Genomic DNA, 24,790 nt, shown 5'->3' with positions numbered 1-24,790 from the left:
TCCAAGATCTCGGCGGCCGGCCGCGCCGGGCCGGCGGGCCGGCGGGCGGGCGGCACGGCGGAGGCTCGGTGTGCGGTGGTGGGCTGGGCGGCCCGGAGCGGGGGTGCGAGTGGCGGGCTACCCTAGCGGTGGGCTGGACACCTGCCCGGCCGCCCTGTGCCTGCCGAAAACGACAAACGGGATGTTCGCGTGTTTGACACCTTGAGTGACCGCCTGTCCGGGATCTTCACCAAGCTCCGCGGCAAGGGTCGGCTCACCGACGCCGACATCGACGCCACCGCGCGCGAGATCCGCATGGCGCTGCTGGAGGCCGACGTCGCCCTGCCGGTGGTCAAGGGCTTCATCGCGAACGTCAAGGAGCGGGCGCGCAGCGCCGAGGTCTCCCAGGCGCTCAACCCGGCCCAGCAGATCATCAAGATCGTCAACGAGGAGCTGATCAACGTCCTCGGCGGTGAGGGACGGCGGCTCCAGTTCGCCAAGCACCCGCCGACCGTGATCATGCTGGCCGGCCTCCAGGGTTCCGGTAAGACCACCCTCGCCGGCAAGCTGGCCCGCTGGCTCAAGGCCCAGGGCCACCAGCCGCTGCTGGTCGCCGCCGACCTCCAGCGCCCCAACGCCGTCGGGCAGCTCCAGGTGCTCGGTGGCCGCGCCGGCGTCGAGGTGTACGCCCCGGAGCCCGGCAACGGCGTCGGCAACCCGGTGCAGGTCGCGCGCGACTCGATCGAGCACGCCCGGCGGGCGGCCCGGGACATCGTCATCGTCGACACGGCCGGCCGCCTCGGCATCGACACCGAGATGATGCAGCAGGCCGCCGACATCCGCGACGCGGTCCAGCCCGACGAGGTCATCTTCGTCATCGACGCCATGGTCGGCCAGGACGCGGTCCGCACGGCCGAGGCGTTCCGCGACGGCGTCGGCATCAGCGGCGTGGTCCTCTCCAAGCTCGACGGCGACGCCCGCGGTGGCGCCGCCCTGTCCGTCCGGGAGGTCACCGGGCAGCCGATCCTGTTCGCCTCCACCGGCGAGAAGCTGGAGGACTTCGACGTCTTCCACCCGGACCGGATGGCCAGCCGGATCCTCGGCATGGGCGACGTCCTCACTCTGATCGAGCAGGCCGAACAGGCCTTCGACGCCGATCAGAAGGAGAAGATGACCGCCAAGCTGATGGGCGGCGAGCAGTTCACCCTGGAGGACTTCCTCGATCAGCTCATCGCGGTCCGGCGGATGGGCCCGATTGCCAACGTGCTGGCCATGATGCCCGGCATGGGGCAGATGAAGGACCAGCTCGCCGAGCTGGACGACAAGCACTTCGACCGGGTCACCGCGATCATCCGGTCGATGACCCCGGCCGAGCGCACCACCCCGAAGATCATCAACGGTTCCCGCCGCGCCCGCATCGCCAACGGCTCCGGCGTCACCGTGATGGACGTCAACCAGCTGCTCAACCGCTTCGTCGAAGCGCAGAAGATGATGAAGCAGATGGGCGGCATGATGGGCCTGCCCGGCGGCGGCCGGCGCAAGGCGACCAAGTCGCCGAAGAACAAGCGCAAGGGCACCAAGGGCGGCGGGCGGCCGCGCACCGGCGCCGGGGTGCCGGGCGGCTTCCCGGGCGGCATGCCGCAGCTCCCGCCGGGCCTCGACCCGGGCGACCTGGCCGGCGGCCAGGGCCTGCCGCCGGGCTTCAAGCTGCCGAAGATCGACTTCAACAAGCTCGGCAAGGGCGGCGACAAGGGCCCGCGCTGACGCGTGTCGGTGACGGTCCCGTCCCCTCCCGGGGGCGGGGCCGTCGGCGTATCGCGGCGGGCTCGTGACGCGCTCGCGGGAGTGATCGGGTAGGACTGTGCACATGGCTCTGCATGTGCGCGGTGTGCTCCTGCCGGACGACGAGGTCCGGGACGTCTGGTTGGTCGGCGACCGGGTCACCTTCGAACCGGTGCCCGGCGCCGAGACGGTCGTCGACGGCGGCTTCGTGCTGCCCGGCCTGACCGACGCCCACTGCCACATCGGCATCGCCCGCGGCGGCGCCCCGATCACCTCCCTCGGCCAGGCCCGCGAGCTGGCCCGCACCGACCGGGACGCCGGCGTGCTGGCCATCCGTGACGCCGGTTCGCCCTACCCGTACCCGGAACTCGACGACGAGCCGGACCTGCCGCGACTGGCCCGCGCCGGCCGGCACGTCGCGCCGCCGAAGCGCTACCTGCGCGACATCGGGGTGGAGGTCGGCGCGGCCGAGGTGGCCGCGACGGTGGCCGCGCAGGCCGCCGCCGGCAACGGCTGGGTCAAGCTGGTCGGCGACTGGATCGACCGCGGGGTCGGTGACCTGGCGCCGGCCTGGGACGCCGACACGATGACCGCCGCGGTCGCCGCGGCGCACGCCGCCGGTGCGCGCGCGGCCGTGCACACCTTCTCCGAGTCGGCCGTGGAGATCATGGTGCGGGCCGGGGTGGACTCGGTGGAGCACGGCACCGGGCTGAGCCTCGACCTCGTCGACCTGATGGCCCGGCAGGGCACCGCGCTGGTGCCCACGATGATCAACATCCGTACCTTCGGTCACATCGCCGAGCAGGCCCGCGCGAAGTTCCCCGGGTACGCCGACCACATGCTCGCCCTGCGCGACCGGTTCCCCGAGGTGGTCCGCGCCGCGCACGAGGCGGGGGTGCCGATCTACGTGGGCACCGACGCGGGCGGCGGCATCGACCACGGGCTGGCCGCCGAGGAGATGCTGCTCCTGCACGAGCAGGCCGGGATGTCCGCCGAGGACGTGCTCGCCGCCGCCTCCTGGCGGGCCCGCGAGTGGCTCGGCTTCCCCGGCCTGGTCGAGGGCGGCCTGGCCGACCTGACCGTCTACCCGGAGGACCCCCGCCGCGACCTGCGTGTGGTCCGCGCCCCGTCCCGCATCGTCCTGCGCGGCCGCGTCCTGCGCTGAGCGCCTGCGCTCTACTCGCTCTCCTCGTTGATCAAGAAGTTTGCGTCAGCGGACCGGGCATTCCTGACGCAAACCTCTTGATCAACCCGCTGGGCGGGTGGCGGCGCTGCGGAAGAGGTGGAGGGCCAGGGTCGCCAGTTGGTCGGCGGTGTCGTCGACCGGCGACCGGGGGAGCACGATGTGGCTGACCACCAGGCGGACGATCGTGTCGGCGGCGAAGGCCCGGGCCGCACGATCGCCGTCCGGCAGGTGCCGGTCGGCCCACTCCAGCAGGGCCGCGGACGACTCGGCGAGCACCAGCTCGGACCGGGTGGTCAGGTAGGGCAGCAACTCGTCGGAGCCGCCCCGGGCGCTGGTCAGGATCGCCTTGACCAGCGGGTTGTCCGCGGCGGCGGCGAGTGTGTGCCGGATGGCCGCGTACGCCGCGGCCCGCACGTCGGCGCCGTGCGCGTCGAGGGCGGCGCGGACCTCCCCGACGAAGCGGTCCACCTCGCGCCGGGCGAGCGCCTCGGCCAGGCCGGCCTTGCTGCCGAACTCGTTGTAGACGGTCTGCCGGCTCACCCCGGCGGCCTGCGCCACCCCGCCCATGCGGACGCCGTCCCAGCCCGCGGCGATCGTCTGCGCGCGGGCGGCGTCCACGATCGCGTCCCGCAGCCGCGGCGTCGACACCTCCGGGTCGGCGTGCCCCGCGCCGCGCCGTGACCCGTCGCGCGACACCTCCGGCTCGGCGCGTTTCGCGTGGCGCGGCGGTCCGGCGCCGGCGTCTGGAAGCTCACCCATCGTGGTCGAAGTCTACGGTCGGGCGGCGCGACACGGCGCGCGCCGACGCCCGGGCGCAGCGGCGGCCCGCCCGGCGCATAGGATGTGCGGTCATGGCACGCGTGCTCACTCCCCGTGCGGAGGACTTTCCCCGCTGGTACCAGGACCTGATCGCCAAGGCGAAGCTGGCCGACAACGGCCCGGTGCGGGGCACCATGGTCATCCGACCGGCGGGCTACGCCATCTGGGAGCGGATGCAGGCCGAGATGGACGCCCGGATCAAGGCGGCCGGCGCGGAGAACGCGTACTTCCCGCTCTTCATCCCCGAGAGCTACCTCAAGCGCGAGGCCGAGCACGTCGAGGGCTTCTCGCCGGAGCTGGCCGTCGTCACCCACGGTGGTGGCAAGCAGCTCGCCGAGCCGGTGGTGGTCCGCCCCACCAGCGAGACGGTGATCGGCGAGTTCATGGCCAAGTGGATCGACTCCTACCGGGACCTGCCGCTGCTGCTCAACCAGTGGGCGAACGTGGTCCGTTGGGAGCTGCGCCCCCGGATCTTCCTCCGCACCAGCGAGTTCCTCTGGCAGGAGGGCCACACCGCGCACGCCACCCGGGAGGACGCCCGGGCCTACGCCCGCCGGATCCTGCACGAGGCGTACGAGGACCTGATGGTCAACGTGCTCGGCATCCCCGTGGTGGTGGGCCTGAAGACCGCCCGCGAGCGCTTCGCCGGCGCGACCGCCACCTACACGTGCGAAGGCATGATGGGCGACGGCAAGGCGCTCCAGCTGGGCACCAGCCACGAGCTGGGCCAGAACTTCGCCAAGGCGTTCGACATCAGCTACTCCTCGGCCGAGGGCGGCCGGGAGCACGCCTGGACCACCTCCTGGGGCACCTCGACCCGGATGCTCGGTGGCCTGATCATGGCCCACGGTGACGACAACGGGCTGCGGGTGCCGCCGAAGCTGGCGCCGGTCCAGGCGTACGTGATGATCGTCAAGGACGGCGAGGGCGTCGGCGAGGCGGCGACCAAGCTGTGCGACGCGCTGCGCGACGCCGGCGTCCGGGTCGCGCTGGACGACCGCACCGACACGGCGTTCGGCCGCCGCGCGGTCGACGCCGAGCTGCGCGGCTACCCGGTGCGCGTCGAGCTCGGCCCCCGCGACCTGGCCGCCGGGAACGCGGTGGTGGTCCGGCGTACGGACGGCTCGAAGGCACCGGTCCCGGTCGCCGACGTGGTGGGCGCGGTGCTCGCCGCGCTGGAGGCGGACCAGCAGGCGCTGCACGACCAGGCGCTGGCGTTCCGGCAGTCCCGGACCGTCGAGGTCGGCACGCTGGCCGAGGCCATCGAGGCGGCCGCCACCGGCTGGGCCAAGGTGCCGTGGTCGGAGGTCGGCGTCCAGGGTGAGGCCGAGGCGAACGGCCAGGGCGTCACCGTCCGGTGCCTGCTCCGGGCCGACGGGTCGGTACCGGACTCCGAGGACGAGCCCGACCTGGTCGCCATCCTGGCCCGCGCCTACTGAGGTGTAAGGAAGGGCCCCCTCTTAACGCCTCCGGTAGAGCAGGGGGCCCCTGCTAACAGCACTGGGTGGTGACGTGCGCTTCGAACCGGGTCGGCTGATCATGCACCGCAACGTGCGGCACGGCCGGATCGGCTGGGTCCGGTCGGCCCGCGTGGTCCTCGACGACGACCGGGGGCTGCTGCTCTGGGTGGCCCGGACCACCCCGGTGGCGCACGAGGTGACCGAGGCGGGGCTGGGGATGCGGGCCATGCCGTTCGCCGAGTGGATCACCTCGTCCTACCGGCTCGCCCAGGGGCGCTGGAACGGGCCGCCGGTGTTGAAGTTCCTGCCCGCCGGCGCCGCCCATTCGGTCTGGTGGTTCCGGGACGACCGCGGCCGGTTCAAGAACTGGTACGTGAACCTGGAGGAGCCCGGCATCCGCTGGGACGACGGCACGGTGGCCGGGGTCGACATGGTCGACCAGGACCTCGACGTGGTGGTCCACCCGGACCTGAGCTGGGAATGGAAGGACGAGGACGAGTTCGCCGAGCGCCTGGCCTTCCCGCAGCACTACTGGGTGCCGGACGAGAAGGCGGTCCGGGCCGAGGGGGAGCGGGTGATCCGGATCGCCGAGGCCGGCGAGTTCCCCTTCGACGGCACCTGGTGCGACTTCACCCCGCCCGCCGACTGGGGCGTACCGGACGAACTGCCGCCCGGCTGGGACCGGCCGCCGGTCCGCTGAGCCTGTGTCGTTCGTCACCGGCGTGGGCGACCCGGGCGAGCTGTCCGGGTCCGGTGTGAGAGATCCGGGTTGGATCTGGCAGAATGGGTCGCTGGTATCCGGCGCGCGTCCGGCGCCCTCTAACCCGGGCGCGTCGCCAGTTAACCGAGCAGTCTCCGGCCCAACCCCACTGTGCCGGGCGGCGCTCACCCGCCACACCGCCCGTACCGGGCCGGTGAAATCGCAACAGGAGCGAAACAACTGTGGCCGTAAAGATCCGGCTCCTGCGGATGGGCAAGATCCGCAACCCGCAGTACCGCATCGTCGTCGCCGACTCGCGCACCAAGCGTGACGGTCGCGCCATCGAGTTCGTCGGTGTGTACCAGCCGAAGGAAGACCCTTCGGTGATCGAGGTCAAGTCGGAGCGGGTCCAGTACTGGCTGTCGGTCGGCGCGCAGCCGAGCGAGGCCGTGCAGCGCCTGCTGGAGCTGACCGGTGACTGGCAGAAGTTCAAGGGCCTGCCGGCCCCGCCGCCGCTGAAGGTCGCCGCGGAGCGGGCCGACCGCAAGGCGGCGTACGAGGCCGAGGCGAAGGCCGCCGCCGGCGTGGCGGACACCCCGGCCCCGGCCAAGAAGGCCGCCAAGGCCCAGGCCCCGGCCGCCGAGGCGCCGAAGGCCGAGGAGCAGACCGGTGCCGAGTCCGGCGAGCAGGCCTGACATGGCACTGCGTCCGGCCCTGGAGCACCTGGTCAAGGGGATCGTCGACCACCCGGACGACGTCCGGGTGCGCATGGTCGACTCCCGCCGGGGCAAGCGGCTCGAGGTCCGCGTGCACCCGGAGGACCTCGGCACGGTGATCGGGCGGTCCGGCCGGACCGCCAAGGCGCTGCGCCAGGTGATCGGCTCCATCGGTGGGCGCGGGGTGCGCGTCGACATCGTCGACTCGTACTGATGCTTCTCATCGTCGGCCGGATCGGCAAGCCGCACGGCATCCGCGGTGAGGTCACCGTGGAGGTGCGGACCGATGAGCCCGAAGCACGATTCGCCCCGGGGGCGGTGCTGCGCACCGAACCCGGGGCGGTCGCGCCCCCGGAGCCCGGCGCCTACCGGGTGCCGGCGGAGTTGACAGTCGAGTCCGCCCGCTGGCACCAGGAACGGCTGCTGGTCGTCTTCGAGGGCGTGCTGGACCGCGACGTCGCCGAGGCGCTGCGCGGCACCCTGCTCGGCGTGGACAGCGCCGACGTCGCTCCGCCGGAGGACCCGGAGGAGTTCCTCGACCACCAGCTGGTCGGGCTCGCCGTGGTGACCCCGGCCGGCGAGCGGCTGGGCGAGGTGGCCCGGATCGACCACGCCCCCGCCTCCGACCTGCTGGTGCTGCGGCGCCCCGAGGGCCGCACCGCGCTCATCCCGTTCGTCAAGGCGATCGTCCCCGAGGTCGACGTCGCGGGCGGACGCGTGGTGGTGGAGCTGCCCGCCGGGCTGCTCGACCTCTGACTGGAGCCACCCCCTCATGCGCGTCGACATCGTGTCGATCTTCCCCGAGTACTTCGCCCCGCTGGACCTGTCGCTGATCGGCAAGGCACGCGCGGGCGGCATGCTGCGGCTGGCCGTACACGATCTGCGGACCTGGACCCACGACGTGCACCGCACGGTCGACGACACCCCCTACGGCGGCGGTCCCGGCATGGTGATGCGGCCGGAGCCGTGGGGCGAGGCCCTCGACGCCCTGGCCCCCGACGAGCTGAGCCCGGACGGGCACACCCTGCCCCGGCTGCTCGTCCCGTCGCCGGCGGGCGTCCCGTTCACCCAGGCCATGGCCCACGAGCTGGCCGCCGAGTCGCACCTGCTGTTCGCCTGCGGCCGCTACGAGGGCATCGACCAGCGGGTGCTCGACCACGCGGCGACCCGGATGCGGGTGACCGAGGTCTCGCTGGGCGACTACGTGCTCTTCGGCGGCGAGGTGGCCGTGCTGGTCATCCTGGAGGCGGTCACCCGGCTGCTGCCCGGGGTGCTCGGCAACGCCGGCTCGCTGGACGAGGAGTCGCACGCCCACGGGCTGCTGGAAGCCCCCATGTACACGAAGCCGGCGGAGTGGCGCGGGCACGAGGTGCCCGAGGTGCTCCGCTCCGGCGACCACGGGAAGATCGCCCGCTGGCGGCGCGACGAGGCGCTGCTGCGGACGGCGGCCCGCCGCCCCGACATGATCGCCGCGCTGCCGCCGGAGAGCCTGGACAAGCGGGACCGGGCGGTCCTGGACCGGGGTGGATTTCAGCCCCGGCCGGGTGATGTGGCAAAGTAGAGGGGTTGCCGCTTCCGTCCACGCCGTGGACGGATGCGAGGACCCTCGACCGGGGTCGGCGTCGCCGGCCACCACCAGGGGGTCAGAATCACCCATCCGCGCATCGACTGACGATGCGCCGTGAGCCTCACGAGGACGCAGCGATGAACATCCTGGACGCCCTTGACGCCCAGTCGAAGCGCGTTGACCTGCCCGACTTCCGCGCCGGTGACACCGTGAAGGTGCACGCGCGGGTCGTCGAGGGCAACCGGTCCCGGGTCCAGATCTTCCAGGGCGTCGTCATCCGCCGCCAGGGTGACGGTCTGCGCGAGACCTTCTCGGTCCGCAAGATCAGCTTCGGTGTGGGTGTGGAGCGCACCTACCCGCTGAACAGCCCGGCCCTCGACCGGATCGAGGTCGTGACCCGCGGTGACGTGCGGCGCGCCAAGCTCTACTACCTGCGTGAGCTGCGGGGCAAGAAGGCCAAGATCAAGGAGCTGCGCGAGAAGCAGCCGGCGAGCTGAATTTCCCCTCGCCACGCCGCCTGACCTGTGCGGATGTCGTATCGACCGGAGCGCATTACCCTGGTCGTACGGGCGCCGGGGGACGGCGCGCCGCGCCCACTCGACGCGGTGTCACAGCGGTCCACTACCGCCCGTGGGGTCTCTACAGGAGACTCCCGGGCGGTAGTGTCGTTTCCGCGGACCGGAGAGTGGCATGGTGCAGATGCTTGACGAGGACGGCACCGTCGACCCGTGGCGCAGACGGCGGCGCACCCGCCGGCAGATGCCGCTGTGGCAGGAACTGCCCCTGCTCCTCGTCGTCGCCTTCTGCCTCGCGGTGCTGATCCGCACCTTCCTGCTCCAGGCGTTCTTCATCCCGTCCGGGTCGATGGAGAACACCCTGCTCGTCGGCGACCGGGTGCTGGTCAACAAGGTCGTCTACGACGTCCGCGACCCGGTCCGCGGCGAGGTGGTCGTGTTCCGGGGCACCGACCGGTGGGTCGCCCAGGAGGCGCCCGCCCCGCCGACGAACTTCGCCGGCAAGGTCGGCCGCACCCTCGGTGACCTGGTCGGCATCAGCCGGCCCGGCGAGAAGGACTTCATCAAGCGGGTCATCGGGGTGCCCGGTGACCGGGTCTGGTGCTGCGACAAGGGCCGGGTCGTGGTCAACGGCGTGCCGCTGGAGGAGCAGGGCTACGTCTCCGAGGACTCGCCGGTCGAGCTGCCGCCGAACCCGAAGGAGTGCCGCTCCCGGCAGTTCACCGAGATCGTCGTGCCGCCGGGGCAGATCTTCGTGATGGGCGACCACCGGCTGGTCTCCCAGGACGCCCGGTGCCAGGGCCCGGTGCCGATCGACAACGTGGTCGGCCGGGCCTTCATGATCGTCTGGCCGTCCCAGCGGTGGACCACGCTGCCGGTCCCGGGCACCTTCGACGACCTGCCGCAGCCGACCGCCGCGCCGGCCGGGCCGGGCCCGGTGGATCCCGACCCGGTGGGCGGCGTCGTGCTGATCCTCCCGGTCACGGCCGCGCTCTCCGTTCTCGCGCGTTCGGGGCGACTGCGCCGGGGCCGGGGACGTAGGCTCCACCCGTGATTGACGAGCAGACCGAGAAGCCGCGCAGTTCCTTCTGGAAGGAGCTGCCCATCCTCCTGGGCGTGGCGATCCTGGTCGCAGTGCTGGTTCGTGCCTTCGTGCTGCAGACCTTCTTCATCCCCTCGCCGTCGATGGAGAACACCCTCAAAATCGACGATCGGGTGCTGGTCAACAAGCTGGTGTACGACTTCCGCTCGCCGCACCGCGGCGAGGTGATCGTGTTCAAGGCGCCCACCGAGTGGAGCGGCAACCCGCAGGGCGAGGACTTCATCAAGCGTGTGATCGGTGTCGGCGGGGACCACGTGGTCTGCTGCGACCGCACCGGCCCGCAGGAGCGGCTGATCATCAACGGCAAGCCGATCGACGAGCCGTTCATCTTCCCCGGCAACAAGCCCGCCGACCAGGATTTCGACGTCACCGTGCCGAAGGGCCGGCTCTGGGTGATGGGTGACCACCGGGAGGCCTCGGGGGACTCGCTGGAGCACTGGCAGCAGTCCGGCGAGGACATCACCGAGGCCACCATCCCGGAGGACCAGGTGATCGGGCGGGCCTTCACGATCTTCTGGCCGGTCGGCCGGGCGACCTGGCTCAGCGTGCCGGACCAGTTCGACGGCATCCCCAACCCCTGACTTGTCGGCCCGCCACGGTGAGCACGCCCGCCCCCGGAGAGCCGGAGGGCGTGGGCGTTCGTCGGAGGCGTCTGGCAGGCTTGTGCGGTGACCGTCTACACCCCTCGTCGCGCGGCCCGGGTGCTGCTCGTCGACGCGTCCGACCGGGTGCTGCTGTTCGAGGGCAGTGACCCGGCCCGGCCGGATCACCGCTACTGGTTCACCCCCGGCGGCGGCCTCGACCCGGGGGAGAGCCCGGCCGAGGGCGCGGCACGGGAGTTGGCCGAGGAGACCGGGCTGCGGCTCGCCCCGGCCGAGCTGGGCGCCCCGGTCTGGGCGGAGACGGTCGAGTTCCCGTTCGACGGGGTCTGGTACCGGCAGGAGCAGGAGTTCTTCCTGTTCCGGGTGCCGACCTGGGCGGTCGACACGGCCGGCTTCGACGAGGTCGAGCAGGTCAGCGTGCACGGCCACCGCTGGTGGTCGGCCGGCGAGCTGGCCGCCACGACCGAGCGCTACTACCCGCCGGACCTGGCGGACCGGCTCGCCCGGGCGCTCGCCGGGGGTGTCCCGTGCTGACCCCGCCGCGCACCGTGGTGCGCCGCGACGGCGGCCTCTACGCGCTGGAGCGGGCGCTGCAACGCCGCGGCTTCCGGCACGTGGCCGGCGCCGACGAGGCCGGCCGGGGGGCCTGCGCCGGGCCGCTGGTGGCCGCCGCCGCGGTGCTGCCCGAGGGGCGGCGCGGCGAGATCGACGAGCTGGCCGACTCCAAGCTGCTCACCCCGGCGGCCCGGGAACGGGTCTACGAGGAGGTCGTGGCGCGGGCCCTGGCGTACGCGGTGGTGGTCATCCCCGCCGAGGAGGTCGACGCGCGCGGGCTGCACGTGTGCAACCTGGCCGCCATGCGCCGGGCGCTCGCCTCGCTGACCACCCGCCCGGAATACGTGCTGACCGACGGCTTCGGCGTGGACGGGCTGGACGTGCCCGGTCTGGCGGTCTGGAAGGGGGACCGGGTGGCCGCCTGCGTGGCGGCGGCGAGCGTGCTCGCCAAGGTCACCCGGGACCGGATCATGGTGGAACTGGACGAGCGGCACCCGGGCTACGGCTTCGCCGAGCACAAGGGCTACATCACTCCCGAGCACAGCGCCGCGCTGCGCGAGCGGGGGCCCTGCCGGGAGCACCGCTTCTCGTATGTGAACGTGGCCACGGTGTCGGGGCGGGACGGCCGGCCGCCCCGGTCCCGCCGGCCGGCTGCCGGCAGCCCGGACGAGGTGCTCTTCGGCGCTCCGGACGGGGCGTTCGACGACGGTCCGGACGAGCCGATGGAGCGCTCCGACGCGGCAGGGGGTACCGTCGGCGTGGCGTTGGGCGAGCAGCCGCGACCTCCGGCGTCGGTGGGGGAAGATGTGGTCATGGAAGGCGGAGTGCGATGAGCGCGGAAGATCTCGAGAAGTATGAAACCGAGATGGAGCTGCAGCTCTATCGGGAGTACCGCGACATTGTCCGCCAATTCTCCTACGTGGTGGAGACCGAGCGCCGCTTCTACCTGGCGAACCAGGTCGACCTGCACGTGCGTAACTCGGACGGCGAGGTCTACTTCGAGGTCGAGATGCACGACGCGTGGGTGTGGGACATGTACCGCCCCGCCCGTTTCGTCAAGAATGTCCGCGTGATGACGTTCAAGGACGTCAATGTGGAAGAGCTCGAAAAGCCCGACATCTCGCTTCCCGCAGATTCCGGATTCGGCGGCTGACACCAGCCCTCCCGGCGGCCGGCGGGCCCGAAGGCCCGGCCGACCGCCCGAGGCGGATCACTCCGCCAGCACGACCACCTCGACCCGCTGCACCAGGTTGTTCGCGAACCCGCCCCGGTTCCACGGCTGCTCCACCGGCTGGGTCCGCCGGGAGGCGTCGACCGCCCGGGCACCCAGCACGTGCCGCCCCGGCGTCGCCCGCCACGACACCTGCCACCGCCGCCACGCCCACTCACCCCCGGTGGGCTCGTCCAGGGTCGCCGGCACCCACGTCGTGCCCCCGTCGAAGGTCACCTCGACCGCCGTCACCGGGGCGTGCCCCGACCAGGCCCGACCGTCCACCGTGCACGGCCCGGGCCGCAGCACCCGGGTGCGCGACATGAAGTCAGGGAAGCCCGGCGGGCGGACCAGCGCGCGGGGCTCGATCCGGGTCACCGGCACGCCGGGGTCGTCGGCGTCCTGCCGCAGCCGGTACGCCACCGCGTTCTGGTAGCCGTCGAACGGCTCGGTCAGTACCCGGATGTCGCGCAGCCACTTGACGTGCGCCATGCCGTACCAGCCCGGCACGATCAGCCGCAGCGGCGCACCGTGCTGCGGCAACAGGGGAGCCCGTTCATCTCGTACGCCAGCAGCACCTCCTCGCGCAGCGCGTCCGCGACCGGCAGCGCCCGCTGGTAGTCCTGCTCGACGCCGCGCTCCACCCCGTGGTCCGCGCCGGTGAAGACCACGTCCACCGCGTCGGCCGCCAACCCGGCCTCGCGGAGCAGCGGGGCCAGCGGGGTGCCGGTCCACTCGGCGTTGCCCACCGCCTCCACCAGCCACGGCTGGCTGACCGGGCGGGGGTGCAGCAGCGCCCGGCCGTTCCCCGCGCACTCCAGCGTCACCCGGTGGGTGACCCGGGGCCGCTCCCGCAGCGCCGCCAGGTCGAGGCGGAGCGGACGCGCGACCGCGCCGCCCACCGTCAGCGCGTGCGCCGCCGGGTCGACGTCCGGGATGTCGTAGTGGATGAGCAGGTAGTGCAGCCCGGCCGGGGTCACGTCGTAGCGCAGTGCCTCCAGCGGGATGCCGTGGTTGCGCGCGGCCAACTGGAGTTCCTCGGCGCTGATCGCCTCGTCCGGGCCGGCGACCCGGGAGGGCCGGCTCACGTCGTCCACGGTGGTCATCTCGCAGCTCCTCGGCCTGGTCAGGGGTGGGTGAGGCGGTCGTAGCCGATGAACTCGAACATCGCTGCGCCGCGCTCCAGCGGGCGGGGCCGGCCGTTGAAGCGGTGCACGCCGACGCCGACCCGGTCGGCCGGGCTGGTCACCGCGACCGGCGTGAAGCCCTCCTCGGCGAACCAGTCGCAGATGGCGGGCACCAGGTCCGGTTCGCCGCGGTGCCGGGTCCAGAAGACCGTGCCGCCGGTGGCGCAGAGCGAGGCGCAGTGCCGCACGGTGGCCCGGATGTCGGCGTCGGTGATGTTGCCGAAGACGCCGCAGACCAGGACGAGGTCCGCCGGCACGAGGTCGGCGTACCGGTCGGGCGACGCGGCGTCCCCGACGACCACCTCCACGCCGGTCAGGCCCGCCTCGGCGGCGGCGCGCCGGGCCACCTCGGCGTTGCGCGGGTCCAGCTCCACGAAGCGGGCCGTCACGTCCCGGCCGCGCGGATGGTCGGCGAGCACCGGGATCAGGTCCCGCCCCTGCCCGGCGCACAGGCTGATCGCCCGCAGCGGACCGGGCGGCGCGCCGTCCAGCGCGTCGGCGATGCGGTCCCGCAGCTCGGCGAGCCGCCGGGACAGGGAGGAATCGGGCTGGTCGTAGTCGGTGTGCCAGGCGTACCAGTCCTTCGTCACGCGGCCAGCATAGGGGGCACGCCGGTAGCAGATCTGTCCCGACGGTGGGGGTGTGTCCACAGGTGGCTCGCTGTCCACAGTGGCGGTCGTCGTGTGGTCGCGGGCGTGGAGCGGGGCCGGCAGAGTGCCGTGGTGTGTCGAACCTGTCGAACCGGCGCCGCGTGGCCCTCGTGATCGTGCTGCTCGTGGCCTCGACCCTGCCGGCCTCTCGTCCGGCGCCGTCCGGTGCCGCTGTGATGGCGGCGGCCCGGCCGCCTGCCGTGTCACCGGCCGGTTCCGGTGTGGTGGCGGTGGTCCGGCCGACTGCCGTGTCGCCGTCCTCCGGCCCGGGGATGGGTGCGGTGGCGCGACCTGCCGCGGTGCCGTCGCCGGGCCGGTCCGGGGCCTCGGTGGCCGGGGTGCCGGCGGGGCGGTTCCGCTGGCCGCTGGCCGGCACGCCGCGCGTCGCGCGCCGGTTCGACCCGCCGCCGGAGCCCTGGCTGCCCGGGCACCGGGGCGTGGACCTGGCCGCCACCTCGGGCGCCGAGGTCCGCTCGGCGGGCGCCGGGGTGGTCCTCTTCGCCGGCATGGTGGCCGGACGGCCGGTGGTCACCGTCGGGCACGCCGACGGGCTGCGCACCACCTACGAGCCGGTCCTCCCCGGCCCGGCGGCCGGCGCCCGCGTCGCCGCCGGCACCCCGATCGGCCTGCTGACCGCGGGGCACCCCGGCTGCGTGGCGGCGGCGTGCCTGCACTGGGGGCTGCGCCGGGGCGAGGAGTACCTGGACCCGCTCGCCCTGCTCGGGCTCGGCCCGGTCCGGCTGCTCCCGCTCGATCCGCCGCCCGCCGGGCCCGCCGCTCAGCCCTGGGCGAGCAGCGTAGGCAGCCGGAGGGCCAGCCGGTCGTACTCGTCCGGCGTGTTGTAGACCTGGCCGCACAGGCGCAGGTAGCCACGACCGTTCCAGCCGGCCGTGGACACCTCGACCGAGAGCCGGTCGGCGATGCGGGCCCGCAGGTCCCGCGCCGCGTCGATCGTCGTGGCGAGGCCGGGCGGCAGCGGGATCAGCCGCATGGCGACCGTCGGTCCGCCGGGCTCCGGCAGGTCTTCGGGCGCCACCCCGAGCGCGTCCCCGACCACCCGTTGCCCGTACGCGGCCAGCGCCGCGTTGTGCGCCCGCACCCGGTCCAGGCCGAGGCTGCGCAGCGTGAACAGGCCGACCGGGGCGGCCAGCCAGCCGGTGTAGTCGAGGGTCGCCTGCCACTCCACCCGGGTGGGGAACCCGCTGCCCTGCTCCCAGGAGACGACCAGCGGTTGGATCCGCTCCCGCCACCGCTCGGCCACCACCAGCGCGGCGGTGCCGCGCGGCGCGTACGCCCACTTGTGCAGGTTGCCGACCCAGAAGTCGGCGCCGACCGAGGCCACCGTGGTCGGCAGCATGCCCGGGGCGTGCGCGGCGTCGACCAGCACCGGCACCCCGTGCTCCCGGGCCACCCCGACGATCGCCGCGGTCGGGAAGAGCCGGGCCGTCGGCGAGGTGATCTGGTCGACGATCAGCAGCTTGGTCCGCCCCGGGCGCAGCCCGGCCCGGACGATCTCCACCACCTCCTCGTCGGTCGCGGTCAGCGGCACGGGCAGCACCCGCGACACCGCCCCGGTCCGGGCACACTCCCGCTCCACCGAGAAGCCGACCGCCCCGTACCCGTGATCGGTGGTCACCACCTCGTCGCCGGGACCCAGCCCGAGCGACTGGAGCACGATGGCGGCGCCCGCGGTGGCGTTGCCGACCAGGGCCGTGCCCTCCGGATCCGCGCCGAGGAAGGCGGCGAGGTGCCGCCGGGTGTGGGCGATCCGGTCCACCAGACCCTGGGTGAAGAAGCGGAGCGGGTTGGCCTCCATCTCGTCGCGCAGGCGCTGCTGGGCGCGCTGCACGGCGATCGGGACGGCGCCGAACGATCCGTGGTTGAGGTGGCTGACCGACGGGTCGAGGGAGAAGAGCAGCCGAGCCCCGGGGATCGGCTCGGGCGGCTGCGGAACCGTCATCGGGCGATCGTAGCCCGCCGTGGATCATCAGCCCGCCGCTTCCGCCCAGGCGCGGGCCCACGCCGGCCGTCGGCCGGCCCGTGTCGCCGCTGAAGAGGCGGTCAGGCTCGCGGATGCGCCTGCCGGTACGCCGCCCGCAGCCGCTCCACCGACACGTGGGTGTAGATCTGTGTGCTGGCCAGCGAGGAGTGCCCCAGCAGCTCCTGCACGGCGCGCAGGTCCGCGCCGCCCTCCAGCAGGTGGGTGGCGGCCGAGTGCCGCAGCCCGTGCGGGGTCACCCGCGGCAGGCCGGCGGCCTCGGCGTACCCGGCGACGATCCGGCGTGCCGTGGTCGGGTTGAGCCGGCCGCCCCGGGCCCCGAGCAGCAGCGCGCGGTCCGAGCGGGGCGCCGCCAGGGCGGGCCGGCCCTGGGTGAGCCAGGCGTCCAGGGCCCGCTGCGCGGGCACCCCGTAGGGCACGGCCCGTTCGCGCCCGCCCTTGCCGAGCACGCGTACCACCCGGCGGCCCTGGTCGACGTCGGTGACATCCAGGCCGCAAGCCTCGCTGATCCGTACCCCGGTGCCGTAGAGCAGTTCCAGCAGCAGGCGGTCCCGCAGCAGCACCGGATCGGGCTCGCCGGCAGCAGCCGGCACGCTGGCACGGCCCGCCGTCGCGACGTTCCGGCCGGCGGCCGGTGCGACGTCGTCTTCCCGGGGCCGCGCGTGGTGCTCGTCCCCGGCCGGACTGCTGTCTCCGCTACCGGGCGGCGCGTCGACCCGGTCCCGGGTCGGCGTGGCGTGCCCGCTCCCGGGCCCGGTCTCGTCCCTGTCGCGGGGGTGTCCGGCGTCGGTCGGCGTGGGGGTCCGGCTCCGGTCCGGGGCGTCCATGAGCGCGGCGGCCTGGTCGGCCCGCAGGACGGTGGGCAGCTCGCGGTGCGCCCGAGGACTGGCCAGCGGCGCGGCCACGTCGCCGGCCAGCAGGCCGGCCCGGTGCGCCCAGGCGCTGAACGTGCGGGCGGCGGCGGCCCGCCGGGCCAGCGACGTCCGGGCCGCGCCAACCGTCCGCTGCTTCGCCAGCCAGCTCCGCAGCACGGTCAGGTCCAGCTCGGACAGGTCGGTGCACCCCATCCGCACCGCGTGGTCGAGCAGCGACACGAGGTCGGTCACGTACGCCCGCACGGTGTGCGCGGACCGGTTGCGCACCCGGGCCAGGTGGTCGGCGAAGTCGTCCACCGCCTCCCGCATGGGGGCCGGGAGCGCCTCGTGGACCGCCCGCGTGCCCCGCCGGCGGTCCGTCATCGGGGACTCCGGCGGGCTGGCCGGCACCGGGGGCACCCGGGGCGCTCCGGCGTGGTGGACGGGCGGTCGGGAGACACCGGTTCAGCGTACGGGCGCGGGCCGGTGGCGGCCCACCAGCGCTCCGGCGCCAGTGCGGCCGGCCGGTGGCGTCCCACCGCCGCTCCGGCGTGAGAGCGGCGGGCTGGTGGCGGCCGAGCGCCGCCGGGCGTGAGAGCGGCGGGCCCGTGGCGGCCGACCACCCGCCCCGGCGCCGGAGCGCATCGACGGTCGGCGGGGCGGGCGGTCCGGTCGGCAGCGCGCCGGAAACCGGACCTGACGCGGCGCGCCGTTCGGGGTGGCTGACCTGGGCCTGGACAGGGGAAACTGTTCCTACGAACAGGACAGTGGCAACGTTCCCGGGTCGCGTCGGGCGAACGGCGGCGTTGCCCACGGGTGCCGACACCCCGTCACGGCGGGCGGCCGGGCGCTGGGGCGTCCGGCGTGGTGGCGGCGCGGAAGGGTGATTCGCGAGACCGATCGGAACGGGCGTCCCCGGGGTGGTGACGCCGGCGGGAGGAGGGACCGAGCGTGGGGGTGGATGCCGTCCTCTACCGGCAGGTGCGGGCCGGGCCCGTTCGCCGCCGGCCGTCGTACGTCTCGACCGAGGTGGTGGCGGACCCGCAGGATGTCCTGCTGGACCTGCTCAAGCGGGTGCGGGGCGGCGGTCGCACGCCGCTGCTGGACCGGGTCGACCCGCTCGGTGAGCTGGTGGTGGACGTCGAGGGGGTGCCGCAACTGCTGGCCGAGCTGCGCTGCCTGGCCGAGGTGGCCCGGGCGCCGGCGGAGGTCGACCAGGTCCGCCGGCTGGCCCTTCTGGCCCGGCGCTGCCTGAGCAGTCGCGACGCCGAGATCCGGTTCGAGGGCGACTGAGCGCATGGACAGGCTCGGGCGGGGTCAGCCCCGGGGAGCGGCGGACGGCCCCGGGCCGACGCCCGTCGGCGCCCGGCCGCCCCCGGTCCCGCGCTCCGGCGGCGGCGCGAGGGCGTAGCCGTCGTCGCGGCGCACCACCATGGCCAGTTCCTCCAACATGGAGAGCTTGCGCATCGCGGTGCGCAGGTCCACCCCGGCGCGCGCGGCGACGCGCTCCAGGCCGATCGCCTTCCGCCGGGGCAGCGCCTCCAGCACCTGGGCCGCCTCGTCGTCGAGCCGGTCCCGGGGGCGTTCCGGCGCGCGGGCGGGCGGTGCCAGGTCGTGCCCGATCCGGCCCACCTCCTCCAGCACGTGGGCGGTGCCGGTCACGAGCCGGGCGTTGGGCTGCTCGCGGAGCACCTCGTGTGCGCCCACCGACATGGCCGAGGTGACCGGCCCCGGCACCACCATCGCCGGCCGCCCCACGCCGATCGCGCGGTTGAGCGTCTGGGTGGCGCCGCTGCGGGCCGACGCCTCGACGAGCACCGTGCCCACGGTCGCCGCCGCGATCACCCGGTTGCGGATGAGGAACCGGGGCCGCAGCGGTTCCGCCCCGGGCATCCACTCGCTCAGGAGCAGGCCACTCTCGGCGATCCGGTCGAACAGCGCGGCGTTGCCCATCGGGTACGGGCGGTCCAGCCCGCAGGCCAGCACGGCGACCGTGAGCCCGCCGGCGGTCAGCGCGCCTCGGTGCGCGGCGGAGTCGATGCCGAACGCCCCGCCGGAGACCACCGTCCAGTCCCGGTCGGCCAGCCCGTAGCCCAGCTCGGTGGCGACGTGCGTGCCGTACGGGGTGGCCGCCCGGGCGCCCACCACGGCGACCGATCGCGCCAACGCCTCGTCCAGCGGCCACGCCCCGCGTACCCAGAAGCAGAGCGGTGGGGCGGTCTCCAGGTCGACCCGGCGGCCGGTCCCGGACAGGTGGAGCGCGCGCAGGTCCGCCACCCGGGCCGGCCACTCCCCGTCCTCGGGGGTCACCATCCGCGCGCCGAGCCGCTCGGTGCGGCGCAGCGCCTGCTCCGCCACCGCTCGCGCGTCACCTGCAGTGGTGCGGGCCGCCACGGCGGACCGGAGCGCCGAGTCCGGCGCGCCGCCGTCCAGGAGCAGGTCGAGTGCCGCGACCGGGCCGAGCTGGTCGACCAGCCGGTGCACCGACCGGGTGCCGGGCTCGGCGAGCCAGGTCAGCGCCACCCGCGCCAGCAGGCGGTCCTCGGTGTCGCTCATGAGCCCTCTCCCGTCCTCAGTTGGATGGCCTCCGCGATGTCCCCGCCGTCGGGGCGGCCCCGCCCGTCGAGGTCGGCGATGGTCCAGGCGAGCCGGATGACCCGGTCGAAGCCGCGCGCCGACAGCGAACCGGTGTCGAGCCGCTTCCGCAGCTCCCCGGTGTCCCGCCCGGGCAGGCGCCACGGCGGCCGGCGCAGGTACGGGCCGGGGATCTCGGCGTTGAGCCGCCGGCCGGTCGAGGCCCAGCGGTCGGCGGCGGCCCGGCGCGCCTCGGCGACCCGGGCCGCGACCGTCGCGGACGACTCGTTGGGAGTGCCGGTCTGCATCAGCTCCGCCGCGCGGACCGGGGGCAGCCGCACCTGCACGTCGACCCGGTCGAGCAGCGGGCCGGAGAGCCGGCCCAGATAACGCCGCCGAGCCAGTGGCGTGCACTGGCAGTCGACGTCGCCCGACGGCTTCGCGCAGGGACACGGGTTGGCGGCCAGCACCAGCTGCGTGCGGGCCGGGTATTCGGTGGAGCCCTGGGACCGGGCGACCTGGACCCGGCCGTTCTCCAGCGGCTGGCGCAACGCCTCCAGTGCACCCTTGCTGAACTCGGCGGCCTCGTCGAGGAAGAGGACGCCCCGGTGGGCCAGCGACACCGCCCCGGGCCGGGCCAGCCCGGACCCGCCGCCCACCAGCGCCGGCACGGTGGCGGTGTGGTGTGGGGCCTGGAACGGGGGCCGGCGGAGCAGTCGGCCACCGGGCGGCAGCAGGCCGGCGATCGAGTGCAGGGCGGTGACCTCCAGGGCGGCGTCGTCGTCGAGCTCCGGCAGGACCGACGGCAGCCGCTCGGCGAGCATGGTCTTGCCGGCGCCCGGCGGGCCGAGCAGCGCGAGGTGGTGCCCGCCGGCCGCCGCCACCTCCAGCGCCCGGCGGCCGAGCCGCTGCCCCGCCACGTCGGCGAGATCCGGCCCGCCGGTCACCGGAGTGGGCGCGTCGGCCGGCGGGGTGAGCAGCGGCGTGCCGTCCCGGACGAAGGCGACCAGCCGGTGCAGGGTGTCGACGGCGCGGACGTGGACGCCGGGGATCACCGCCGCCTCGGCGGCGTTGCCGGCCGGCACCACGACGTGGGTGAATCCGGCCCGTGCCGCGGCGGCCACCATCGGCAGCACGCCGCGGACCGGACGGACGGTGCCGTCGAGGCCCAGCTCGCCGAGGACCACCGTGGCGTCCAGCGGCACGAGCGGCAGCTCACCCGAGCCGCCGAGCACGGCCACGGCGATGGCCAGGTCGAAGGCGGAGCCGTACTTCGGCAGGGTGGCCGGCAGCAGGTTGAGGGTGATCCGGCGGTTCGGCCACTTCTGGCCCGAGTTGACGATGGCCGCGCGGACCCGGTCCCGGGCCTCGTGCAGCGCGGTGTCGGGCAGGCCCGAGATCACCACGCCCGGCAGGCCGGGGGCCAGGTCGGCCTCCACCTCGACCACGTGCCCGGCCATCCCGACCAGGCCGACGCAGAGCACTTTCGCATAGCTCATGGTCAGAACGCGCCCCTCAGGTGCTCGACCCGGGCCGGCCCGGCGACCGGCAGCCGGACCGCCAGGACGTCGAAGCGGACCTCCTCGGCCGTGGTGCCCGTCGCGGCGAGCCAGCGCGCCGCCAGCCCGCGCAGCCGGCGCGCCTTGGCCCGCACCACCGCCTCGGCCGGGCTGCCGAAGTCCTCCGTACGCCGGGTCTTCACCTCGCAGAAGGCGAGCACCGGCCCCTCCCAGGCGATGATGTCGATCTCCCCCTCGGGGCACCGCCAGTTCCGGGCGACCGGGCGCAGCCCCGCCGCGATCAGGTGCCGGACCGCGCACCGCTCGCCGTACGCCCCGACGGCCTGGTTCCGCTTCGTCATGCCGGCCAGCGTGCGGGCCGGCGGGCCGGCGGTGGGTTCCGAGCGGGGCGGCCTGTGGAGGGCGGGTGCCCCTGTGGACGGACGCACGATCATGCTGCCGCTGTGCTAGGCCGCACGGGGCGCCGCTGCACGGAGTGCCCGTGATGACCGGCTATGTCGTCCGTGACCAGCGGCGATGCGACGAGTGACCCGGATGGCGCGCGTGGTGCCGGTCGAATACCGTGCCGGTCGTGGACGGACGACGGAGCTTTCCCGACGATCAGCAGGGGTCGCACTGGAGCGACCGCGGGTACGAGCCGGACTGGCGCGCCACCGGCGAACCGCGCTACCGCGACGACGACTTCCCGGCGCCGGAGCAGCGCACGGGCGAGAACCGGTACGGCGACCCGGCCCGGTTCGGGTCGGCCGACCCGCTGGGCGACGACACGGGCGGCTGGCGGCCGCACCGGCTGGACGACCCGGTGGAGACCTCCGGCGAGCTACCGGGGGAGCGCGGCGGCCGCCGGGCGGCCCGCGAGTCCGTCGACCCGCTCGGCGCCGACCGCACCGCCGACCCGCTCCGTTCGGACCCGGTGGGCGGCTACCCGGCCCGCGAGTCCGCCGGTCCGCTCGCCGCTGACCGCCCCGCCGACCCGCTGCGTTCGGACCCGGTGGGCGCCTACCCGGCCCGCGACTCCGCCGGTCCGCTCGCCGCGGACCGCGCCGCCGGTCCGCTCGCCGCCGACCCGTTGCGTTCCGGCCCGGTGGGTGGCTACCCGGTCGTCGAGTCGGCCCGGCCGGCCGGGCCGGCCCAGGCCGGCCCGACGCCGATCACGGTGGGGGACCGGCCCACCCCCGGCGGCGCGACCCCGTTGATCGTCGGGGAGCGCCCGGGCGGCCCCGCGCCGGAGGCGGCGGTCGCGTCGACGCCGCACCCGCTGGAGATGCCGACCGGCCCCATGCCGTCGGTCGTACCCCGGCCCGACGGCCCGCCGCCCGGCGACGGCGTCTACCGGACCCGCCGCCCGGCCCTCGCGGTGCTGCTCGCGGTGATGGTGCTGGTCCTGGAGGTCCCCGCGCTGCGGGTGCTGCTGCGCGGCCTGGTCGGTGACCCGGTCTCCACCTCGCACGTCGTGGTGGGCACGTTCCTGGTGGTCGGGTTGCCGATCTTCGGCACCGGCCTGTACGGGCTGCGCACCGGAGGGCTGGCGCTCGCCGACGGCAGCCGCGGCTGGCTCCGCCCGCCGACCGCCTACCTGACCGTCGGACTGGTGCTCTTCCTCGCCGCCGCCCTCGCCGCCCGCTGACCGGCCCCGGCGGCCGGCCTGGCGGTCCGCGTGTGGCCCTCGGCAGCAGGGCTCGGGCACGCCGTGCGAAGCGTGCCCGAAAAGGGACCGGATGGGCGTTCCCGAACCCCGGGACCGGGGGGCGGGAAAGGGGCGTACACTGGTCGACTGGCGACCGCCTTGCGCGGTCGACCTCGCGCGCCCTCTCCACGGATCTCGTGGGGCGGCGGCCTCCCTGGTCCCGATCCCTGATCGGGCCCATCATGGCCGGCGACCGGGCGCCAGGCGTCCGGCCGCCGGCCGGACGGGACAACCAGGGACAAACAGGGAGTACCCACCATGGCCGTCGTGACCATGCGTCAGCTGCTGGAGAGCGGTGTCCACTTCGGGCACCAGACCCGGCGCTGGAACCCGAAGATGAAGCGCTTCATCTTCACCGAGCGCAACGGTATCTACATCATCGACCTGCGCCAGACCCTCGACTACATCGAGAAGGCGTACGAGTTCGTGCGCACCACGGTGGCCGGGGGCGGCAGCATCCTCTTCGTCGGCACCAAGAAGCAGGCCCAGGAGGCCATCGCCGAGCAGGCGACCCGGGTCGGCCAGCCGTACGTGAACCACCGCTGGCTCGGCGGCATGCTGACCAACTTCCAGACGGTGTACAAGCGGCTGCAGCGGATGAAGGAGCTGGAGGCCCTGGGTGACCTGAGCGGCACCGCCGCCGGTTACACCAAGAAGGAGACCCTGCAGCTCTCCCGCGAGAAGGTGAAGCTGACCAAGACCCTCGGTGGCCTCCGCGACATGCAGAAGCTCCCGGCCGCGGTCTGGATCGTCGACACCAAGAAGGAGCACATCGCCGTCGACGAGGCCCGCAAGCTGGGCATCCCGGTGATCGCCGTGCTCGACACCAACTGCGACCCGGACGAGGTCGACTTCCCGATCCCGGGCAACGACGACGCGATCCGCTCGGCCGAGCTGCTGACCAAGGTCGTCGCCGCCGCCGTGGCCGACGGTCTGATCGCCCGCTCCGGCCGTGGCCGTGGCGGCGACGAGAAGCCGGAGCCGGGCCAGGTCGGCGCCGACGAGCCGCTGGCCGAGTGGGAGCGCGAGCTGCTCGAGGAGCCGAAGAAGGCCGACGAGCAGCCCGCCACCGCCGAGCAGCCGGCGCCCGCCGCCGAGCAGCCCGCGACCGCCGAGCAGCCGGCGACCGCCGCCGCGGAGTGATCTCGCCGTCGCGTCCCCACCGTCCGTTTTCGCGGTCGGTGGGGCGCGACGGGTACGCCGGGCAGAACCGGCCCGGATCCGGGTAACCGGCAGCCAGACATTCGAACGCAGTCTCAAACACCGAAGAGAGAGTCATGTCCAACTTCACCGCCGCGGACGTCAAGAAGCTCCGCGACCTCACCGGCGCCGGCATGATGGACTCCAAGAAGGCGCTGACCGAGGCCGAGGGCGACTTCGACAAGGCCATCGAGATCCTGCGCGTCAAGGGCGCCAAGGACGTCGGCAAGCGGGCCGGTCGCACGGCCGCCAACGGCCTCATCGCCCACGCCGGCCAGGCGCTGCTCGAGCTCAACTGCGAGACCGACTTCGTCGCCAAGAACGACGCCTTCATCGCGCTGGCCCAGCAGCTGGTCGAGCACGGTGTGGCCAGCGGCGCGACCAACGCCGAGGAGCTGCTCGCCAGCACCATCGACGGCAAGAGCGTGGCCGACCTGATCCAGGAGCAGTCCGCCAAGATCGGCGAGAAGCTGGTGCTCAACCGCTTCGCCAAGCTCGACGGCACCACCGCGGTCTACCTGCACCGCAAGAGCCAGGACCTGCCCCCGGCGGTCGGCGTGCTGGTGCAGTACTCCGGCAAGGCTGACGAGGCCGGCGACGCGGACGCCCGCGGCGTGGCCATGCAGATCGCCGCCATGCGGCCGAAGTACCTGACCCGCGACGAGGTCCCGGCCGAGACCGTCGAGTCCGAGCGGCGCATCGCCGAGCAGACCGCCCGCGAGGAGAACAAGCCCGAGGCGGCGCTGCCGAAGATCGTCGAGGGCCGGGTCAACGCCTTCTTCAAGGACTTCGTCCTGCTGGAGCAGGCCTCGGTCGCCGACAACAAGAAGACGGTGAAGCAGCTGCTGGCCGACGCCGGCATCGAGGTGACCCGCTTCGTGCGGTTCGAGGTCGGTCAGGCCTGAGCCGCCGCACGGGCGCTTGAC

Annotated in this window: 27 protein-coding genes and 1 pseudogene; 19 read left to right on the top strand and 9 right to left on the bottom strand. The window is 74.3% G+C overall.

Annotation, left to right across the window (positions count from 1 at the left end; genetic code table 11):
• The first annotated feature begins 189 nt into the window (after nt 1–189).
• The gene (ffh, locus tag RMN56_RS04505) at nt 190–1,743 is read left to right on the top strand and encodes a signal recognition particle protein (RefSeq protein ID WP_313722574.1); all 1,554 of its coding nucleotides are present in this window, start codon (nt 190–192) and stop codon (nt 1,741–1,743) included.
• 103 nt (nt 1,744–1,846) lie between these two features.
• The gene (locus RMN56_RS04500) at nt 1,847–2,926 is read left to right on the top strand and encodes an amidohydrolase family protein (RefSeq protein ID WP_313722573.1); all 1,080 of its coding nucleotides are present in this window, start codon (nt 1,847–1,849) and stop codon (nt 2,924–2,926) included.
• Nucleotides 2,927–3,007: 81 nt separating this feature from the next.
• Here RMN56_RS04500 and RMN56_RS04495 read toward each other — a convergent pair whose 3' ends face one another.
• The gene (locus tag RMN56_RS04495) at nt 3,008–3,706 is read right to left on the bottom strand and encodes a TetR/AcrR family transcriptional regulator (RefSeq protein WP_313722572.1); all 699 of its coding nucleotides are present in this window, start codon (nt 3,704–3,706) and stop codon (nt 3,008–3,010) included.
• A 92-nt stretch (nt 3,707–3,798) separates the two neighbouring features.
• On the opposite strand from RMN56_RS04495, the gene proS reads away from it, so the two are divergent.
• The 12 genes from proS to RMN56_RS04435 all read left to right on the top strand — a co-directional run bounded on the left by proS (nt 3,799) and on the right by RMN56_RS04435 (nt 12,136).
• Nucleotides 3,799–5,205, top strand: a complete 1,407-nt coding sequence (gene proS / locus RMN56_RS04490; protein WP_313722571.1) for a proline--tRNA ligase — start codon at nt 3,799–3,801, stop codon at nt 5,203–5,205.
• A gap of 73 nt (nt 5,206–5,278) precedes the next feature.
• Nucleotides 5,279–5,926 (top strand): ribonuclease FAU-1 family protein, encoded by a 648-nt coding sequence (locus tag RMN56_RS04485; protein ID WP_313722570.1) that lies wholly within the window; start codon nt 5,279–5,281, stop codon nt 5,924–5,926.
• Nucleotides 5,927–6,168: 242 nt separating this feature from the next.
• A complete protein-coding gene (gene rpsP, locus RMN56_RS04480) occupies nt 6,169–6,621 on the top strand; it encodes a 30S ribosomal protein S16 (protein WP_313722569.1) in 453 nt (150 codons plus the stop codon).
• Nucleotides 6,596–6,856 carry an RNA-binding protein gene (locus RMN56_RS04475; protein ID WP_030500803.1) on the top strand — a complete coding sequence of 87 codons (261 nt, stop codon included), beginning with the start codon at nt 6,596–6,598 and terminating at the stop codon, nt 6,854–6,856. Before rpsP ends, RMN56_RS04475 begins: the two co-directional genes overlap by 26 nt.
• A complete protein-coding gene (rimM, locus tag RMN56_RS04470; RefSeq protein WP_313722568.1) occupies nt 6,856–7,398 on the top strand; it encodes a ribosome maturation factor RimM in 543 nt (180 codons plus the stop codon). Before RMN56_RS04475 ends, rimM begins: the two co-directional genes overlap by 1 nt.
• Nucleotides 7,399–7,414: 16 nt before the next feature.
• Nucleotides 7,415–8,203 carry a tRNA (guanosine(37)-N1)-methyltransferase TrmD gene (gene trmD, locus RMN56_RS04465; protein WP_313722567.1) on the top strand — a complete coding sequence of 263 codons (789 nt, stop codon included), beginning with the start codon at nt 7,415–7,417 and terminating at the stop codon, nt 8,201–8,203.
• Between the two features lie 143 nt (nt 8,204–8,346).
• The gene (rplS, locus tag RMN56_RS04460) at nt 8,347–8,706 is read left to right on the top strand and encodes a 50S ribosomal protein L19 (RefSeq protein ID WP_262281412.1); all 360 of its coding nucleotides are present in this window, start codon (nt 8,347–8,349) and stop codon (nt 8,704–8,706) included.
• A 193-nt stretch (nt 8,707–8,899) separates the two neighbouring features.
• Entirely contained in the window at nt 8,900–9,778 is an 879-nt protein-coding gene (gene lepB / locus RMN56_RS04455) for a signal peptidase I (RefSeq protein WP_313722566.1), read from the top strand.
• Nucleotides 9,775–10,407: a signal peptidase I gene (gene lepB, locus RMN56_RS04450; RefSeq protein WP_313722565.1), complete on the top strand. Its 633-nt coding sequence runs from the start codon at nt 9,775–9,777 to the stop codon at nt 10,405–10,407. Before lepB (RMN56_RS04455) ends, lepB (RMN56_RS04450) begins: the two co-directional genes overlap by 4 nt.
• An 87-nt stretch (nt 10,408–10,494) precedes the next feature.
• Entirely contained in the window at nt 10,495–10,962 is a 468-nt protein-coding gene (locus RMN56_RS04445; protein WP_313722564.1) for an NUDIX hydrolase, read from the top strand.
• On the top strand, nt 10,956–11,816 hold the full coding sequence (locus RMN56_RS04440) for a ribonuclease HII (protein ID WP_313722563.1): 861 nt from the start codon (nt 10,956–10,958) through the stop codon (nt 11,814–11,816). Before RMN56_RS04445 ends, RMN56_RS04440 begins: the two co-directional genes overlap by 7 nt.
• A complete protein-coding gene (locus RMN56_RS04435) occupies nt 11,813–12,136 on the top strand; it encodes a DUF2469 domain-containing protein (protein WP_007075222.1) in 324 nt (107 codons plus the stop codon). Before RMN56_RS04440 ends, RMN56_RS04435 begins: the two co-directional genes overlap by 4 nt.
• A gap of 57 nt (nt 12,137–12,193) precedes the next feature.
• Here RMN56_RS04435 and RMN56_RS04430 read toward each other — a convergent pair whose 3' ends face one another.
• From RMN56_RS04430 to RMN56_RS04420, 3 genes and pseudogenes are all read right to left on the bottom strand, one after another.
• On the bottom strand, nt 12,194–12,517 hold the full coding sequence (locus RMN56_RS04430; protein ID WP_313724648.1) for a molybdopterin-binding protein: 324 nt from the start codon (nt 12,515–12,517) through the stop codon (nt 12,194–12,196).
• Between the two features lie 168 nt (nt 12,518–12,685).
• A pseudogene (locus RMN56_RS04425) lies at nt 12,686–13,299 on the bottom strand (molybdopterin-dependent oxidoreductase); the annotation flags it as partial.
• Nucleotides 13,300–13,319: 20 nt separating this feature from the next.
• Nucleotides 13,320–13,970 (bottom strand): methyltransferase, encoded by a 651-nt coding sequence (locus RMN56_RS04420; RefSeq protein WP_313722562.1) that lies wholly within the window; start codon nt 13,968–13,970, stop codon nt 13,320–13,322.
• Nucleotides 13,971–14,206: 236 nt separating this feature from the next.
• Between RMN56_RS04420 and RMN56_RS04415 the strand changes: the two genes are divergently transcribed.
• Nucleotides 14,207–14,875 (top strand): murein hydrolase activator EnvC family protein, encoded by a 669-nt coding sequence (locus tag RMN56_RS04415; protein WP_313724647.1) that lies wholly within the window; start codon nt 14,207–14,209, stop codon nt 14,873–14,875.
• Here the strand turns inward: RMN56_RS04415 and RMN56_RS04410 are convergent.
• Both RMN56_RS04410 and RMN56_RS04405 read right to left on the bottom strand, forming a co-directional pair.
• Nucleotides 14,809–15,990 carry an aminotransferase class V-fold PLP-dependent enzyme gene (locus RMN56_RS04410; RefSeq protein ID WP_313722561.1) on the bottom strand — a complete coding sequence of 394 codons (1,182 nt, stop codon included), beginning with the start codon at nt 15,988–15,990 and terminating at the stop codon, nt 14,809–14,811. The two genes, RMN56_RS04415 and RMN56_RS04410, sit on opposite strands and share 67 nt — an antisense overlap.
• A 101-nt stretch (nt 15,991–16,091) precedes the next feature.
• Nucleotides 16,092–17,267 carry a tyrosine-type recombinase/integrase gene (locus RMN56_RS04405; RefSeq protein WP_313722560.1) on the bottom strand — a complete coding sequence of 392 codons (1,176 nt, stop codon included), beginning with the start codon at nt 17,265–17,267 and terminating at the stop codon, nt 16,092–16,094.
• A 567-nt stretch (nt 17,268–17,834) separates the two neighbouring features.
• Here RMN56_RS04405 and RMN56_RS04400 point away from each other — a divergent pair.
• Nucleotides 17,835–18,176: a hypothetical protein gene (locus tag RMN56_RS04400; RefSeq protein ID WP_313722559.1), complete on the top strand. Its 342-nt coding sequence runs from the start codon at nt 17,835–17,837 to the stop codon at nt 18,174–18,176.
• A gap of 24 nt (nt 18,177–18,200) precedes the next feature.
• Here the strand turns inward: RMN56_RS04400 and RMN56_RS04395 are convergent, their stop codons facing one another.
• Genes RMN56_RS04395 through RMN56_RS04385 form a run of 3 tightly spaced genes read right to left on the bottom strand, consistent with a single transcriptional unit; the run spans nt 18,201 to nt 21,318 of the window.
• Complete coding sequence (locus RMN56_RS04395; protein ID WP_313722558.1) at nt 18,201–19,439, bottom strand: DNA-processing protein DprA; 1,239 nt, start codon at nt 19,437–19,439, stop codon at nt 18,201–18,203.
• Complete coding sequence (locus tag RMN56_RS04390) at nt 19,436–20,956, bottom strand: YifB family Mg chelatase-like AAA ATPase (protein WP_313722557.1); 1,521 nt, start codon at nt 20,954–20,956, stop codon at nt 19,436–19,438. The genes RMN56_RS04395 and RMN56_RS04390 overlap by 4 nt, the downstream gene beginning before the upstream one ends.
• Before the next feature lie 2 nt (nt 20,957–20,958).
• Entirely contained in the window at nt 20,959–21,318 is a 360-nt protein-coding gene (locus tag RMN56_RS04385) for a YraN family protein (RefSeq protein ID WP_313722556.1), read from the bottom strand.
• A 221-nt stretch (nt 21,319–21,539) separates the two neighbouring features.
• Between RMN56_RS04385 and RMN56_RS04380 the strand changes: the two genes are divergently transcribed.
• The 3 genes from RMN56_RS04380 (at nt 21,540) to tsf (ending at nt 24,769) form a co-directional block, all read left to right on the top strand.
• Nucleotides 21,540–22,604, top strand: a complete 1,065-nt coding sequence (locus tag RMN56_RS04380) for a hypothetical protein (RefSeq protein WP_376787275.1) — start codon at nt 21,540–21,542, stop codon at nt 22,602–22,604.
• 318 nt (nt 22,605–22,922) lie between these two features.
• Entirely contained in the window at nt 22,923–23,807 is an 885-nt protein-coding gene (rpsB, locus tag RMN56_RS04375) for a 30S ribosomal protein S2 (protein ID WP_313722554.1), read from the top strand.
• Between the two features lie 134 nt (nt 23,808–23,941).
• Nucleotides 23,942–24,769: a translation elongation factor Ts gene (gene tsf, locus RMN56_RS04370; protein ID WP_107079213.1), complete on the top strand. Its 828-nt coding sequence runs from the start codon at nt 23,942–23,944 to the stop codon at nt 24,767–24,769.
• The last annotated feature ends 21 nt before the right edge of the window (nt 24,770–24,790 follow it).

It is taken from the genome of Micromonospora halotolerans, from assembly GCF_032108445.1.
GTDB classification, from domain to species: domain Bacteria; phylum Actinomycetota; class Actinomycetes; order Mycobacteriales; family Micromonosporaceae; genus Micromonospora; species Micromonospora halotolerans.
Note: the sequence above shows the minus strand (reverse complement) of the source record. Positions and strands in the feature narration are given on the sequence as shown.